The organism is Legionella bozemanae, assembly GCF_900450575.1.
In the GTDB taxonomy this organism is placed as follows: domain Bacteria; phylum Pseudomonadota; class Gammaproteobacteria; order Legionellales; family Legionellaceae; genus Legionella; species Legionella bozemanae.
The window spans coordinates 843,634-858,868 of record NZ_UGGY01000001.1 but is presented as its reverse complement, the minus strand read 5'-3'; the positions used below and the strand labels follow the sequence as shown (position 1 = coordinate 858,868).

The window sequence follows — 15,235 nt, the reverse complement described above, 5'->3', positions numbered from 1 at the left end:
AATAATAAGATATGTAAAAAATCCAAACTCTTTGGATGCGTTGCCTATCAGAAAAAAAACCTCAAGAAGATTGTCTCAAATAAGTATCTGCAATTCAGGAAGTAGTAAATCTCACTGAGTATTTGTTTCCAATAATTTTTGATAACTGAGTAAATTTAAAGCGATTTCATTAGTGCTCTGGCGTTATCAAGGGTAACTCGGTGCGTCAATTTTATTACTAATAGGCATTATTTTAATCATTTATTTTTGCGGCACAATAATCTACTAGGCCAATTTAATGACCTATTTTAACCCATAAGATTAAATGATAAAAGGTGGTGTTTTTTCTGATTCTATCGAAAATAGAAAATACAGATTATGCTATCGCGCAATAAAAATAACGATAAGACTAAATGAGGATCAGTTTCAAAGGACGACACTTTCCACAAGATTTAATTAAATTAACGATGTCATCAAAACTTTGCTCATGGATACGCACAGGTTTTATTTTTCCCACCATAAATCTCTTACCGTCTAATATTATTGTTATTTTCTCATATGATTACACTGTAATACAGCCTTGATATAAAGTTCATAAAACGGGGCGGCCTGTTGAAAAATATGAAAAAAATTTACTCAAATGATTAAAAATGATCTAATCCAAATTTATTTTCAATGAGTTAAATTATTTGTATACAAGGATTAATTAATGGCAAGAAAGGTATTACAAGTTCGCATCTGGAAGAGTTAATTCCAGCAACCCATTTTTTAAAGAAAGTAAATCAACTAGTCGATTTTTCTTTTGCTAATACCCTCACTGAAAAACTTTATAGTCCTAACAAAGGTCAACCCAGCATTTCTCCTGAACTCTACTTGCGAATAAAATTAATAGGTCATTTGTTTAATATACATTCCAATAGACAGTTAGTAGAGCATATAAAATACAACATTTGCTATCGCTGGTTTTGTCGATTAACGCTCAAAGATAAAACACCTCATCATTCCTCTCTGAGTCGAATTAAAAAACGATTAGGTTCGAAAATTTTAGAGCAATTTTTTTTTGAAATTATTGAACAGTGCAGGAAAGCTAACTTATTAAATGGTACTAGTGTAATGACTGATAGTATTTTACTTGATGCAAATGCTTCTCTTGACTCATTAACGTTAAAAGAAAAAGATATCGATAATACGTTTATTGAAAAAGGTAAGCGTACCATATCAAATAAAACTCATAATTTTGGCAATTAAAATCACTACAGGTGCAATTCATGATTCTGTACCTTCTTTAGAACAACTTAATTATGTAAAGCAAAATGCTCTTAGTTCCTTAAATGAAACGATTGCAGATAGAGCATACGGTTCAGGTGAAATTATCTCTTTTTTAAGAGCACAAGCATTAACAACCTATACCCCTTTGCTTAGTTCCCGAAGTGGTTCTTCTGAAAATAGTATTATTGATGGTTTTCAGTATGATTCAATACAGAATCAGTACGTATGTCCTCAAAATGCCATATTAAAACCCTGTAAATCACAGGGAGATACCACTATCTATATTTCTTCCACGAAGGACTGTAAACAATGCTCTTTTTCTCCAGATTATTTGGCAAAGATCAAAAATAAAGGACCAGCTCGATATGTCACTCGCAATAAATATGCCGAGCTTTATAATCAAATGAAGAACGAAATGGAGCAACAATATTTTAAGGAAAAATTATATGAAAGAATGTGGAAATTAGAAGGAATTATGAATGAATTGAAAAATTATCATGATTTAAAACGAGCACAATACAGAGGATTAGAAAACACACAAATTCAAGCCTATTTTGCTGCTATGGCTGCTGAGTTCAGTTCAGCATATCACTCTTCCTCTTTTGAAGTTATTGGAAGTGCTAATCCCGGTTTTCCATTAAAGGAAAATTTAGGTATAAGTCTTTCTTGTTGCATTCTTTTCTTGGTGACTTCTTTATTTCTCTTTTTTATCTTTTTAGATAAGAAAATAAAGGACAGAGCGATAGCAATAAAAGTGTTTAAATAAACCATATTGTACTCCTGTCTTACTGGAAAAACTTGAAGTAGTCAAAGTTTAAAAACTGCTATTTCTATTATAATTAATTTCTATTTATCCATAAAAAACATGGGGTACGCTTTTTAATCATCTGAGTTTACGATTTATCAGACTTAGTGGAAAATAATCACGCTTCAATAGCTTCATCTTTACTTTTCTCTATTAGCCTTAGGGACATGTGTATCATCAACAAAAAATGATAGAATAATGCGCTATAAAATATTGAAGTATTATAGTTTGTTTTTTGCCCAGAATTAAAATGTCGTATACCAAAATTATTTAATAAATTAAAAATATCACTTTCATCTTGACTTAAACTTAGCTTTTTAATTTCCGGACGGAGCAACTCTAAAATATCTGCTAATACGAATGCCATCCCTTCTCTCTTCAGCTCTTCTACCTCTTCTGTACTTATCTACAGCATGATTTATTTTATTCTGTATAATTTGGCGACCATCTAAACCTTCTGGGACCGCTGCTTTTAATAAATTATCAAACCCTCCTTCAACTAGAATTAAAATACATCCGTTGTCGCTTAACTCATATCCATCGGAATATTGCCTCAGTACTTCATTTACTCTTAATTGATATTCCTGTCTCGCAGTTATTTTATCAAAATTTTTGTATTCATGATAACCACAATTTACAAAATGGCAGCTTTCAAATAAAACGCATCGCAGTATTACAGATCCTGATTCTTCTCTTGCTTTTAAAGCTGGAATGACCAGAAGCCTTAAGTACAAAGCTCATGTCTGGTGTGATAGTAAAAATCGAGTAATAACAGCTATTCACGTAACAACTGGGTCGATTCATGACTCTCAACCATTTATAGAACTGATTAAAGAGTTAAATACTAAATTTTCCCATTCTATCAAAGAGGTTGTCGCTGATCGAGCTTATGGCTCTGGTGCCATACTTGCATTTTTACAGAATTATGGAATTAAATCTTTTATTCCTCTTTTTACAACACGGAGCGGCAATAATAATTGTTCTGAATTTGAAGGAATAGCTTTTGATCCCATTAAACAAACTTATGTTTGTAGAAACAACGTACTATTTCATGCGAGCAAGGTTAATTCAGATGAAATTGTTACTTATCGTACAAGAGTTAAAGATTGTAGAAATTGCTCTCTAAGAGATGTTTGCCAAGCCCCTATTATGAAAGGTAGAGATGTGCAAAATATCGCAGAATTGAAAATATCCAAATACAAGCCTACATGGCTGCAATAGCAATCAATATTAAGCGAATAGTATTTTTATGTTTGTTTTATTTTGATTTAAAAGATCAAAATCTGCCACCTTTTACAACAGGCCGCCGGTACGTTATCTATCTCAAATAACATCAATTATATAAAATCGCAAATTGCGATTATTTGTCGTCATATGCTATAATTGTTTTTATATAGTTTACGAGAGAAATTAGCATGGCTCAATCGGTAAGATTATCAGATACACTAGTGAAACAAGCCAAAGCGGTTGGTGAAGTAATGTCTCGCTCTGGGGCTGGACAAATTGAACATTGGGCAAAAATAGGAAAAATTGCTGAAGAAAATCCTGATTTATCCTATGAGTTTATTAGAGATAGTTTACTAGCAAAAGCAGAAATAGATAATGGATTGATTGATGATTATGAATTTGATCATTAAGCAATTTAACTCATTTAAAAAAGCTGTAAAAAAATTGCCTAAACAATATAAAGCAATTCTCGATGATGAAGTCAGAAAATTAGTTAACAACCCAGAAATAGGTGAACGCAAGAAAGGCGATTTGGACTTCTTAAGAGTTCATAAATTCAAATTTTCAAATCAGGAAGTATTATTAGGTTATATATATGAAGAGGGTGAGCTCGTACTAACGTTACTTAAATTAGGACCCATGAAAACTTTTATCGTGATATCAAAAACAGCATTTAAGAACTAATTCTCATCTAAAGTATTTCTAACTGGTATTTTAAAATTTTGATTTCGAGATGAGCTTTCAATAAATCAAATTCCAGTCTCTATGCTGTTTCATATTTTTAGTATGAGTAATCAGACTTAATGAGCGTTATCCATCTTCATTCCCTTTTTTATCGGCACCTTCTCAAGCTGTATTGGGGGCTTGTTATTGGTATGCGCTGTAAAAAAGAAGAAGTACACATGGATATTCCTCCGCAAAATATACCTAATCAAAAATTATAATCTAAATCCATTATATAAGCACATTCAAATCATATCTCCACTTTTGGAGCTACTTCTTCAGTGTACGGCATGTCTTCAGCTATGGGTAAGCCACGCTCCTCCAAAAAATATTTAGGATCATTACCAATATTTATCGTTGAGTTAGGATTATAATCGAAAGAAGTGTATTTACCATTTTCATAAGTATACATACCGATAATATGTTCCCCTGAAATACCACCTGGAACTAAAAACTCACTATCCGTTAATGCATGTTGACTATCTTTATATACGCTTACGGATTGGATTGCTCGTTCTGGTTTATACATTACATAAATATAACGTTTTTCCTTTGCTTGTACTTCTTCAGGGAATTTAAGTGCTCGTTCAATATCATCTGTCGTAGAAATAAAAATGGTTGGTTTTCGGTTATCGATATATTCTTTGTAATCATCAGAATAATTGACCCATGGCCTCATCCCAGTTTTAAATAAATCCTCAGTTTTCTTTTGTGCTGATACTTTGTTTTGTTCTGACTTTATTGGGCCTTCTTGAAAAACATGCAATGCTGCATCTTTAGATGGAGCGCCAGAGTAATGGCGACTATCCGCTCGAAATAGTAGTTGTTTACCGGGATCCATTGTTTTTTCATACTCGAGGTTTCTTTCTACATTTTTAATTTGAGGGTTTTCCCCAACAGTTACTTGGAAATAACCAACGATTTCACCAGATTCAATTGCGCGTGGTATTAAACTCTGGTCTGGAGTTGGATTTTTTGGAAAATTATTCATATTTATTATTGCTGGAGAGAAAACATCAACCACATAAACATATTTATATTGCTGTGCTTTTTTTAAATCTAATTGATTATGTGAGAGGATATACATGCTTGTTTTACTCCCAACAGTACTACTCAATGTACCTTCAAATAGAGCGCGATCAAATCCACTCGCTTTCAATCCTTGTTGAAACACTTGCGATGGAGGTTCATTACTATAAATATATGCGATTGTTCTATTTTCAGAAACCTTAAGCTTCAATTGCGATTTTAAAAGTTGTTCTTGTTGCTCGGTGTGTAAGATATCGGTCACTAACCTTGGAGGTTTGAAATGAACACTGTTCCTTTCTTTAATTAAATTTAATAATTTATTTTGAACCTCATCAATCAACATATTTTTCTCATCATCGGAAAGGTTATTTAAATTTTTTAATTGAGCAAGCGCTTCATAAAATTGAGCTGTGATCGGATCTCTAGAAAGGCCTTTGAATATTTTAAAAGTACTTAACTTTTCTTTAGCATTTATTAAAAAATCTGGATCACTATGCAAAGCATCATCTGCTTTTATTCCCAATTCAACTAACAACCGTATTTTGTTTGATGAGTCGCTACCAAATGGGTTTCTCTTAAGTTCCTCGAAAAGCTGCTTCATAGAAGAAATATTCTTAGGAAGCTTCAGAGTCTTTGGAATGATGTCTTTCCAAAAGGAGTTAGCCGAATCCGAAGCTATTAATAAATCAATAACTTTATATAACCTCTCCAATTTATTTAAATCAACCATAGATATAAATGTAATTATGTAAATAATAACTTTAGTATAGGTTAATTTTTGTTCGTATTTATATCAGTTTGATCAGTTTCTCTGTAACACAACACTTAGAGAAGTGGCCTTGCCTGAGGAGTTGGTGTTGCAATGGTTGGAGAAATTTCCAAAGGAACAAGCCTCTGCCCATCAGCGCCGTATTGACTTAGTTCGCCAACTAGCCAGGATGATGGGGAGACTGGACTATCCTGCTTGTTCATTCATATCGTCATCGCCAACAAATAAGGAGTAATATCAACCCGCAGTTTCTTTGCATACTTTTGCAATTTTCGGGAATCAATATGTTTTTCTCTCAATCCACTCTGAAGTGCCTTAAGAGCAATTTCTTTTGAAAGAAACCGAAAGGCATCGATAATTGTACGCTCCATGTCAAAAATAGGTACTGATTCTCCATCAATCTCCCATGTTGTAAGACCCGTATTTACATCCCTCATTTATGCGCAAGGTGGTCACGGATTTTTAGTAAGATTAATTAACCTTCCAATTACAAACTGGCCTAGTTTATTGGAAATTTGGCTGAAAACTATAGAGATGACTACTGAATAAAGTACTTTCAGGTCTAATGCTCTGTTGATAAATCGTCTGGTATAAATTTTTTGCGTCAGAGCGCAATGTGATGGACTCATCCTCTTTTAATCGGCCATAGCTTAGGCCAAGATAACTGATTTAACGATTTAAGAGAGAATCCAATGAATAATATTAGCCTTGTAGGTATTGATTTAGCAAAAAATATATTCCAATTGCATGGGATAGATAAGCAAAGAAAAACGATCATAAAGAAAAAAATTAATAGAGCTAATTTGATGGATATTATAAGAAACATAAATCCTTGCAAAATTGCAATGGAAGCTTGTGCAGGATCAAATTATTGGGGAAGAATCTTTAGAAGTATGGGGCATGAAGTAATGTTGATTAGCCCGCAGCATGTTAAACCTTTTGTTCGAGGAAATAAAAATGACGCGAATGATGCTCAAGGTATAGTAACCGCAGCGATGCAGGATGGTATGCCATCGGTTCCTATTAAATCACTAGAGCAACAAGACATCCAACTAATTCATAGAAGAAGAGAAGAGCTTGTAAGAAGAAGGACGGCCTTAACGAATCAAGCGCGAGGTTTTTTGACAGAATACGGTATTGTCATGAGGCAAGGAATGACTTTCTTTACTAAAGAAATCCCAGAAATTTTGGAGAATGCTGGTAATGAATTAACACAAATAGCTAGAGAAGAAATTTATGAAATTTACCAAGAAGTATTACATCTAATTAGGCTAATTTCTCAATATGATAAAAAATTAGAAAATATATGTCTTAGAAATGAAAACTGTAAACGCCTTATGAAATTAAAGGGTATTGGACCCTTAACGGCTTCTTTATTAGTAGTAAAAATAGGCGATGCTAAAAACTTTAAAAATGGGCGCCATTTCGCAGCTTTTGTGGGCCTTGTGCCTAAAGAACATTCAAGCGGAGGAAAACAATGTTTAATGGGAATAAGTAAACGAGGTGATATTACTTTAAGAAATCTTTTAATCAATGGCGGACGTTCAGTGGCAAAGATTTCCGATAAAAAAATAACTCCTTTAAACTCTTGGGTAAATAGAATAAAACAAGATAGAGGGTTTAATAAAGCATGCGTTGCGATCGCTAATAAAAATGCGCGGCATGCCTGGGCAATAATGTATTATGGTGAAGAATATAAATATCAATTAGCAAGTTAGTTTTATATATTTTGTTTGTAATTAAAGAAAAGTGATTATCTAAGTTTTGCAAAATGCGATGATGAAAGTAAGGTAAAATCTACTCTGTTTATACCTGAGGAACTTGCTGAGCTATTATGTTCGACGGCGCGATAAAGGAGACAGAGGACGAATCACATCAAGGTATGAGTTAATTTAATACTCTAAAATATTACCGGATATACAAATGCAAACCTCACTACATTAGAACATATTGCAATCCCGGATGAGTCCATATACAAGTTCCGGAGCGCTAAGCCAAGTTATACTTTAGCTCACAAACAGTCTTGATAAAAAGATAATATTAGAACTTTTTTACATCCTATTGAGATGGTTTTAAATATAACCCATAAAAGTGCGGTTACTGGCCAATCAATTCCAAAGGAAAAGTTAAAATTTATAAAACAAGCTAAAGAAATGAACCAATTAATTGCCAGCTCAATATTCGATTTAATCTCTCCTGATGAAGAAGAAAAAAATCTTATTGATTCCTTTACGCAAAAAAATGATTCAGAACATATTGATATGGAAGAGGAGTTTACCTGGAGTTTCTTGCTTCCATAAATAAAAAAGAAGTATTGCATCTACATTACGTAGAAAAACAATCCCCCCACTTTTAATTGCTGAAACATTAAAATTCCCCACACGTTTTGTAGCGCGGCTTATTCGTAAAAACGAAGAAAAAAATCTGACCAGCTGCATAATGCGGTCAAATATAAAATAAAACCTAGAAGCGTCAAACCGGTTTAAATGGAGGAATTGCAATATAATTAACATCATGGAGGTCAAAATGAACTTTGATTTATAACCAGCATCAATTAAGAACGTCATATGCGATTATGAGCTTCCTCGCATAAAGTTCACAAGCCCCATGGATAAAAGAAATAAATAGAAATGACTCATCCGATCTTCAGATCCATTTTTTGATAGCAGCTCGTTCTGCGCATGAAAGATAATGACTCAAAGTAGATAGGATTTAAGACAAACAGTGCTTTATTGCAATTAAAAAACCAATAGATTTATTTGCATTAGAAAGATTCAGAATGAGCACAGATTATCGTATATTTTTCATAAAATCTGGATTACAGGAGTATGACCATTATGAAATCCGATACTAAAGATGATTTGCAATCTATGCCTCTATTGGAATTACAGAACAAACTGGATTCATCGCCAGAAGGCCTTAGTCAAGCCCAAGCAAAGAAACGATTGATTCACTATGGACCTAATGAAATCGAGGATAAAAAGCGCAACCCTTTGGTGCAATTTCTCACCTACTTTTGGGGCCCCATTCCCTGGATGATTGAAGTAGCTGTGATTTTGTCCGGTTTAGTAGGACACTGGCCGGATTTTTTGATCATCCTTGTTTTATTAATCTCTAATGCTTTAGTGGGCTTTTGGGAAGAACATCAAGCTGGAAACGCTATTGCTGCCCTTAAAGCAAGCCTTGCGATTACGTGCCGAGCAAAACGTAATGGAAAATGGATTAATCTTAAATCGCGTGAATTAGTACCTGGGGATGTGATTCATTTACGCCTGGGCGATATCGTACCTGCTGATGCTCGTTTATTGGAAGGTGATCCAGTAGAAGTTGACCAATCCGCATTGACAGGTGAATCCTTACCCGTTGTGTATCAATCTGGCGATGCTATATTTTCTGGCTCAATTATTCGTCAGGGTGAAAGTAATGCACTGATTTATGCGACTGGTGCCAAAACCTATTTTGGTAAAACAGCACAGATGGTCAAAGAAGTGCATACTGTGAGTCACTTCCAGCGTGGCGTTTTAAAGATAGGCAATTACCTGATTGCTCTTGCTTTAGTCTTAGTGGCGGCAATTATTACAGTCACGCTTCTTCGCGGTGATCCAATACTCATGACATTACAATTTGCGTTAGTATTGATAGTAGCTGCAATTCCTGTTGCCATGCCTACCGTACTCTCAGTGACCATGGCCGTTGGTGCTCGTGTTTTAGCTAAGAAAAAGGCCATTGTGACTCGATTAACCGCTGTGGAGGAGTTAGCAGGCATGGATGTGCTGTGCACCGACAAGACAGGTACGTTGACACAAAACCAATTGACCTTAGGTGCTCCCTTTAGTGTAAACAATGTTTCCGAAAATTTTGTGATCCTCAATGCGGCTCTGGCATCTCGTGCCGACAATAACGACACCATTGATTTAGCAATTCTTCGCGGATTAAAGAATACGCAAGCTTTGCAAGAGTACCAAAGGCTTCATTTCCAGCCTTTTGATCCAGTACATAAACGTACAGAGGTGTTAGTCAAGGGTCCGGATGGAAAGGAATTTAAGGTGACAAAAGGTGCACCTCAAGTAATCCTGGCATTATCAGCTAATGCAGCGCATGTGAAATCACTTGTCGATAAATCAGTCAATGATTTTGCTGAACATGGTTTTCGCTCATTAGGTGTTGCACGAGCTGATGGAGATGGCTCATGGCAGTTTCTTGGTGTGTTGCCTTTATTTGACCCGCTCCGAAAAGATGCCAGAACAATTGTAGATACAGCACGACACATGAGTGTTCAAGTTAAAATGGTTACTGGCGATCAGTTAGCAATCGCTAAGGAAACAGCAAAGAAATTAGGAATTGGCTCCGATATTTTCGATGCGAGCATCTTGGATGGATTGACGACACAATTAACGAAGTCTATTGAACATGCCAGTGGTTTTGCACAAGTATTTCCTGAACACAAACTCAGTATTGTCAATGCATTGCAACAACAAGGTCATATTGTCGGAATGACAGGTGATGGGGTAAATGATGCGCCTGCATTGAAGAAAGCGGATTGTGGTATCGCTGTTTCGAGTGCGATGGATGCAGCACGTGCTACAGCAGACATCGTGTTAATGACTCCTGGACTGATAGTAATTATTGATGCGATTAAAGAGAGCAGGAAAATTTTTCAACGCATGAATAGTTATGCAATTTATCGGATTGCGGAAACCTTACGTGTCCTGTTATTTATGACTTTAGCCATCTTCATCTTTAACTTTTATCCCTTAACAGCAGTGATGATTGTGATTTTGGCATTGCTCAATGACGGTGCCATATTATCTATTGCTTATGATAACGTACATTGTAAAAATAAACCTCAATCTTGGAATATGAAAGTGGTACTGGGAGTTGCTACGGTATTAGGGGTTATTGGCCCCGTGGCTGCATTTGGGTTATTTTATCTTGGTGACCGTGTTTTTCATCTGGATCATCCTCATCTCCAGACACTCATGTATCTCATGTTATCGGTAGCTGGACATCTGACCATCTTTTTGACCCGCACACGTGGCCCATTCTGGTCAATACGTCCTGCAAAAATTTTATGGTGTGCTGTTCTTGGAACACAAATTTTGGCAACCTTACTTGCTGTCTATGGAATATTTATGAAACCTCTTGGCTGGGGCTGGGCGTTGTTTGTTTGGGGTTATGCGTTTGTCTGGTTCTTGCTCAATGATTGGTTGAAGTTAATCGCCTATTGGTTTTTTGATTCAAGTGAATCCAATAAGTCAGACTTAATATGAGATCGTTGCCATGAATCAACCAAGAAAATGCTCGCATGCCAACGCCGTTGAATGTTTTAAATTTTTATATTTTAAGTTGAATAAAATATTCAATGTTCATGTAAAAGGTAAAAAATGAAAAAATTCAGAATAAAGCATCCAGCTGTCATCCCGTATATCCCTGCCCGCCTGCTTCGCTGCATGGGTAAAATCATTGATGAGAATAGTGGGGGTATAGTAAATGATGGAGATATTTTCTCTAAAGTATTGGGTACGATGCAGCCAGTATTTTTCTAAACATGAAAAGGCCAGATTTATGGCGATTAAATCAAATTGCTCCTTCTGGATAAACGTTACTATTTCTTCTGCTTTGTCAGCGTGCATGACACTATACCCCAGATAGCGAAACAAACGCAGGACAAGGACGGTAGTTGATGGATTGTCATCAATCAACAAAATATGAGGCGGCCAATTGAATGTGCTTTTCTCCATGGATAAGTTCCTTTCTTCAACAACACTCTGAAAATATTCCAGGAAACGTACCACGCACGCTGCACGAGCATATTCTGAGGGGAGAAAATCAATAAAGCGACAGCAGTGCTCTATTGATTCCTAACCAACAGAACATGCCCTGCACACATCACATGGCAAACGCATTAAATTCCCCCTAAAATCTATTTAGCTTGTTAAAATTTTTAATAGATAAGCATGATACCATCCAGCAGTTTTTCGTCGGCAGGCGACTCCATTTTTGTGAGAGGATTCTTTTTTGAGAAGATTGAGAGCGATTCGTCTAATAATGGCTAAATTATGAGCTGAGTGTCCGACATGGGCTTGATTCAAATCCTCGCGAAAGCCAACATCTAAAGACCAATGCAAATCAATTTCAATGTGCCAATGTTTTCTAACGGCTTCTTTAAATAAGTCGATTTGTTCGTAATCCAGACTCGTGATGAAGTATCGAGTAGAGCGTTCTACTTGATTATTCGTTGTGCGTACCACATCGACTTTACCAATTCCTTTTAATCCAGGCCAACGTAATTCAAATAGTAATGGGGCTCGAGATGAAATTAAGGTATAGCGCCTGGTTTCTATTCTGCCGTGAGCATGTATTTTCTCAACTCGGCGTAAATGAAGCATTTTTTTATATTTTTTCTCTTCCTCTTCAGCACGTAAAAAAATAGTGCGTACGTCATGATATAGCGTGGGTTGATTTTCTTTCAAAGATAGAACGTAATTAGCACCCTGAGTAATAATTTGTTTTGCAATTTGAGTCTGACATCCCATGGCATCGAGAGTAATCGTTGCGCCTTCTATATGCATCATTGTCAATAATTTGGGGATAGCACTAATTTCGTTTGATTTTTCTTCAGTTTTGACTTGAGCTAACAGAACACGATTCTTCGTTGCCCATGCACTAACCAGATGTAACGCAGGATGATGTTGCCTTTTATTCCCAGAGCCTCTTAGCGTTTTTCCATCCAATGCAATAATTTCATTTTTTAAATCAATATCTAATGAAGCTATCCATTCATTAAAACACGTTTCAAAGCAATCAGGCTCAAGCAAGGCAAATACTCGGGAAAAAGTATCATGAGAAGGAATGCCTTCGGGAAGCCCCAAAAACGTTTCTAGCCATTCTTGTTTTGCTAAGCCAAAGCGCTCTATTTCTACCCAATTATCCGCACCGCATATCGTTGCTAATATACTGATAATTAATATATCCTCAAGATTATGGCGTAAATTGCGGTGACTAATTAAACGAGGGTCTTCTAATTGCTTAAAATGGCTTAGAAAAGTTCCTTCTATATTCATCTTATTTTCCCTAAAAAATAAGACCTTATAAAGTTATTTAATCCTAATTTCAATAGATGGGTAGTGACGCTAATAACAGAATTATGGACTAGAGAATTTCAATGCGTTTGCCATGGTACTTAGCCATGATTCTAGTTTGCGCTAGGATTATGGTTAGTGCAGCGCTGGTGTTAGCAGCACCGGCGCGGCACGCTTCAAGATTAGTTTAGGTCTCTTTCCAACAAAAAGTCAACCAATCCGATGAATTGTGACGGCCCAATGAATTTTCAGATTTTTTAGTCAACCTCTATACGACTCAAAAGCAATGTATGGATTAAAACAACCTTCCCAAATGATAAAGACGATAACTTCTATGGGTATCATTGTGATTATCCGAATGCACAAGATTGTACTTGGGAAGAAATGGATAACTAAGAGCGTCGCTTTACTCCAAACAGATTAATTTTGGCAATTTATCGTGTGATCATATTCTGTTATAACGACCATATTTCTATTTAAAAACCAATTAATCCCTTCTCCCTGAGAGAGAAATTGCGGTTAGGTTTTAACGTCCCAAGCGTAAAGACTTCTTATTCAAAAGTGTTGCCAACGAATTCTTCATCTTAGTTTGTGGATATGCTTGTTGTTCCTCCAAAGCCCTAATCACTTAAAGACTGATTCTAAATCGTACTAATTTATAATTTTCCATATCGGTTTAAGGCATATTTTCCCATGTTTTTAGCGATTTCCCCTTCAGCGAAAAATACTTTGCCTGCAATTTCTTTCTGTAATAACACCGCTTCTTCTTCATCATGTGTACGGACAACAATTTCTATTTTTGGATTAAGTTGATAAGCATATTGAATCATCTTCCTTAGGTGGACAGTATCCGCTATGACAATCATGAGCATACTGGCATGAGCAATATGGCTTTGAATCAGCACGGCAGGTTTGGATGCATCGCCGTAAACTGCAGGAACACCAGAAGCTCGCAAACTTGCAATTAGCTCTCTGTTTTCCTCAATCACAACGTAAGGAATGTTTTTTTCAGAAAGTAAATGGGCAACGCGCTTCCCAACACGCCCATAGCCCACTAAAACCACTTGCCCTGCAAGATACTCTTTTTTTGTGGACATCGGTAATTCAGCCAAAGAATCGTGGGCGCGTTCAAAAAAATGGAGCAATCGAGGGTAAGACTTTATCCAAGCATGAACAGGATTCACTAATTTAAATATAAGAGGGTTAATCGCTATGGATATGAGTGCACCGGCAAGAATAAAACTTTGACCTTCTGTAGGAAGCATGCCTAAGCGTATCCCTAGCTCAGCAAGTATGAATGAAAACTCACCAATTTGCGCCAGACTTGCTGATACGATTAATGCGGATTGTAATGGATAGCGAAATGCAAGGACTAATGCAAAAGCTGCAATTGACTTGCCGATAACGATAATCCCCACCACAATTAAAATTTGTAAGGGTTGTTCAATCAACACAGAAGGATTAAACAACATGCCGACTGAAACAAAAAACAATACAGCAAATGCATCCCGAAGCGGCAAGGATTCTTCAGCAGCACGATGACTGAATGAAGATTCGCGCATAATCATACCTGCAAAAAAAGCACCTAAGGCAAACGAAACACCAAACAATTTAGAGGCCACATAGGCAATGCTAATTGCTGCAGTAATCACACATAAAGTAAACAATTCACGTGAGCCGGTTCGGGCAACAAGCCAGAGTAGCTTAGGGAAATACCGTCGACCGACCAAGAGCATGAATGCAATGAACGTTGATACCTTAAGGAGTGTTAGACCAAAAACCAACCACAGAGGTTTATGAATATCAACAGATGAGCTGTCGCCTAGCCAATGTGCTAGCGGTGGAAGCAACACAAGAACAACAACCATAACCAAGTCCTCAACCAAAAGCCAGCCTATAGCAATGTGGCCATTAATCGATTCAAGGGCTCCTCGTTCTTCAAGTGCTCTCAATAATACAACGGTACTGGCTACGGATAGAGAAAGCCCAAAAATTAAAGCGCTGCCATAATTCCAATCCCACATGATTGCAACACAACCGCCAAGTATTGTTGCTGCAAGGATTTGGGCTATTGCACCAGGGATAGCAATCTTGCGTACGCGCATCAAATCCGACAATGAAAAATGTAATCCTACTCCAAACATCAGCAGCATAACCCCAATTTCCGCAAGCTCCTGAGCGATACTGATATCTGCCATCAATCCGGGAGTAAACGGCCCAATAGCAACACCAGCTAATAAATAACCTACTAATGCGGGAATCTTAAGGCGTGCGGCAATCAATCCCAGGATTAATGCTAAAGCAAATCCCATGGCGATGGTGGTAATCAGGGGAAGCGAATGATGCAATCCA

Annotated in this window: 13 protein-coding genes and 1 pseudogene; 7 read left to right on the top strand and 7 right to left on the bottom strand. The window is 36.5% G+C overall.

Features of this window, described 5'->3' with window-relative positions; genetic code table 11:
- Positions 1 to 672 precede the first annotated feature (672 nt).
- Positions 673 to 1,861: pseudogene (locus DY223_RS19780) on the top strand (transposase); the annotation flags it as partial.
- A gap of 509 nt (positions 1,862 to 2,370) precedes the next feature.
- Here DY223_RS19780 and DY223_RS19060 read toward each other — a convergent pair.
- Entirely contained in the window at positions 2,371 to 2,787 is a 417-nt protein-coding gene (locus tag DY223_RS19060) for a hypothetical protein (protein WP_160116271.1), read from the bottom strand.
- Between DY223_RS19060 and DY223_RS03700 the strand changes: the two genes are divergently transcribed.
- The 3 genes from DY223_RS03700 to DY223_RS03690 all read left to right on the top strand — a co-directional run bounded on the left by DY223_RS03700 (position 2,765) and on the right by DY223_RS03690 (position 3,964).
- The gene (locus DY223_RS03700) at positions 2,765 to 3,274 is read left to right on the top strand and encodes a transposase (protein ID WP_058460668.1); all 510 of its coding nucleotides are present in this window, start codon (positions 2,765 to 2,767) and stop codon (positions 3,272 to 3,274) included. The genes DY223_RS19060 and DY223_RS03700 overlap by 23 nt on opposite strands.
- A 194-nt stretch (positions 3,275 to 3,468) precedes the next feature.
- Positions 3,469 to 3,690: a ParD-like family protein gene (locus DY223_RS03695; protein WP_058460667.1), complete on the top strand. Its 222-nt coding sequence runs from the start codon at positions 3,469 to 3,471 to the stop codon at positions 3,688 to 3,690.
- The gene (locus tag DY223_RS03690; RefSeq protein ID WP_235810580.1) at positions 3,674 to 3,964 is read left to right on the top strand and encodes a type II toxin-antitoxin system RelE/ParE family toxin; all 291 of its coding nucleotides are present in this window, start codon (positions 3,674 to 3,676) and stop codon (positions 3,962 to 3,964) included. Before DY223_RS03695 ends, DY223_RS03690 begins: the two co-directional genes overlap by 17 nt.
- A gap of 289 nt (positions 3,965 to 4,253) precedes the next feature.
- Here DY223_RS03690 and DY223_RS03685 read toward each other — a convergent pair whose 3' ends face one another.
- The 3 genes from DY223_RS03685 to DY223_RS03675 form a co-directional block, all read right to left on the bottom strand.
- A complete protein-coding gene (locus tag DY223_RS03685; protein ID WP_058460666.1) occupies positions 4,254 to 5,762 on the bottom strand; it encodes a scabin-related ADP-ribosyltransferase in 1,509 nt (502 codons plus the stop codon).
- Between the two features lie 95 nt (positions 5,763 to 5,857).
- Positions 5,858 to 6,004: a hypothetical protein gene (locus DY223_RS19055; RefSeq protein ID WP_154669241.1), complete on the bottom strand. Its 147-nt coding sequence runs from the start codon at positions 6,002 to 6,004 to the stop codon at positions 5,858 to 5,860.
- Positions 6,005 to 6,238 carry a type IV toxin-antitoxin system AbiEi family antitoxin domain-containing protein gene (locus DY223_RS03675; RefSeq protein WP_058460665.1) on the bottom strand — a complete coding sequence of 78 codons (234 nt, stop codon included), beginning with the start codon at positions 6,236 to 6,238 and terminating at the stop codon, positions 6,005 to 6,007.
- 255 nt (positions 6,239 to 6,493) lie between these two features.
- Here DY223_RS03675 and DY223_RS03670 point away from each other — a divergent pair, with 255 nt between their 5' ends.
- From DY223_RS03670 to DY223_RS03660, 3 genes are all read left to right on the top strand, one after another.
- A complete protein-coding gene (locus DY223_RS03670) occupies positions 6,494 to 7,519 on the top strand; it encodes an IS110 family RNA-guided transposase (protein ID WP_058460659.1) in 1,026 nt (341 codons plus the stop codon).
- A 348-nt stretch (positions 7,520 to 7,867) separates the two neighbouring features.
- Positions 7,868 to 8,101, top strand: a complete 234-nt coding sequence (locus DY223_RS03665; RefSeq protein WP_058460784.1) for a hypothetical protein — start codon at positions 7,868 to 7,870, stop codon at positions 8,099 to 8,101.
- A gap of 537 nt (positions 8,102 to 8,638) precedes the next feature.
- Positions 8,639 to 11,071, top strand: coding sequence for a plasma-membrane proton-efflux P-type ATPase (locus tag DY223_RS03660; RefSeq protein WP_115684278.1), 2,433 nt, complete (start codon positions 8,639 to 8,641; stop codon positions 11,069 to 11,071).
- Positions 11,072 to 11,167: 96 nt separating this feature from the next.
- Here the strand turns inward: DY223_RS03660 and DY223_RS03655 are convergent, their stop codons facing one another.
- The 3 genes from DY223_RS03655 to DY223_RS03645 form a co-directional block, all read right to left on the bottom strand.
- A complete protein-coding gene (locus DY223_RS03655) occupies positions 11,168 to 11,542 on the bottom strand; it encodes a response regulator (RefSeq protein WP_058460782.1) in 375 nt (124 codons plus the stop codon).
- 186 nt (positions 11,543 to 11,728) lie between these two features.
- Entirely contained in the window at positions 11,729 to 12,865 is a 1,137-nt protein-coding gene (locus DY223_RS03650; protein ID WP_115684277.1) for an ISAs1 family transposase, read from the bottom strand.
- A 674-nt stretch (positions 12,866 to 13,539) separates the two neighbouring features.
- A complete protein-coding gene (locus DY223_RS03645) occupies positions 13,540 to 15,231 on the bottom strand; it encodes a cation:proton antiporter domain-containing protein (RefSeq protein ID WP_058460876.1) in 1,692 nt (563 codons plus the stop codon).
- Positions 15,232 to 15,235 lie beyond the last annotated feature (4 nt).

What these genes read in the sequence shown, in the direction of transcription:
- DY223_RS03675 (WP_058460665.1), bottom strand. Translation starts at nt 6,238, where the DNA reads ATGAGGGATGTAAATACGGGTCTTACAACATGGGAGATTGATGGAGAA.
- DY223_RS03695 (WP_058460667.1), top strand. Translation starts at nt 3,469, where the DNA reads ATGGCTCAATCGGTAAGATTATCAGATACACTAGTGAAACAAGCCAAA.
- DY223_RS03670 (WP_058460659.1), top strand. Translation starts at nt 6,494, where the DNA reads ATGAATAATATTAGCCTTGTAGGTATTGATTTAGCAAAAAATATATTC.
- DY223_RS03690 (WP_235810580.1), top strand. Translation starts at nt 3,674, where the DNA reads ATGAATTTGATCATTAAGCAATTTAACTCATTTAAAAAAGCTGTAAAA.
- DY223_RS03655 (WP_058460782.1), bottom strand. Translation starts at nt 11,542, where the DNA reads ATGGAGAAAAGCACATTCAATTGGCCGCCTCATATTTTGTTGATTGAT.
- DY223_RS03660 (WP_115684278.1), top strand. Translation starts at nt 8,639, where the DNA reads ATGAAATCCGATACTAAAGATGATTTGCAATCTATGCCTCTATTGGAA.
- DY223_RS03650 (WP_115684277.1), bottom strand. Translation starts at nt 12,865, where the DNA reads ATGAATATAGAAGGAACTTTTCTAAGCCATTTTAAGCAATTAGAAGAC.
- DY223_RS03700 (WP_058460668.1), top strand. Translation starts at nt 2,765, where the DNA reads ATGACCAGAAGCCTTAAGTACAAAGCTCATGTCTGGTGTGATAGTAAA.
- DY223_RS19055 (WP_154669241.1), bottom strand. Translation starts at nt 6,004, where the DNA reads ATGAACAAGCAGGATAGTCCAGTCTCCCCATCATCCTGGCTAGTTGGC.
- DY223_RS03665 (WP_058460784.1), top strand. Translation starts at nt 7,868, where the DNA reads ATGGTTTTAAATATAACCCATAAAAGTGCGGTTACTGGCCAATCAATT.
- DY223_RS03685 (WP_058460666.1), bottom strand. Translation starts at nt 5,762, where the DNA reads ATGGTTGATTTAAATAAATTGGAGAGGTTATATAAAGTTATTGATTTA.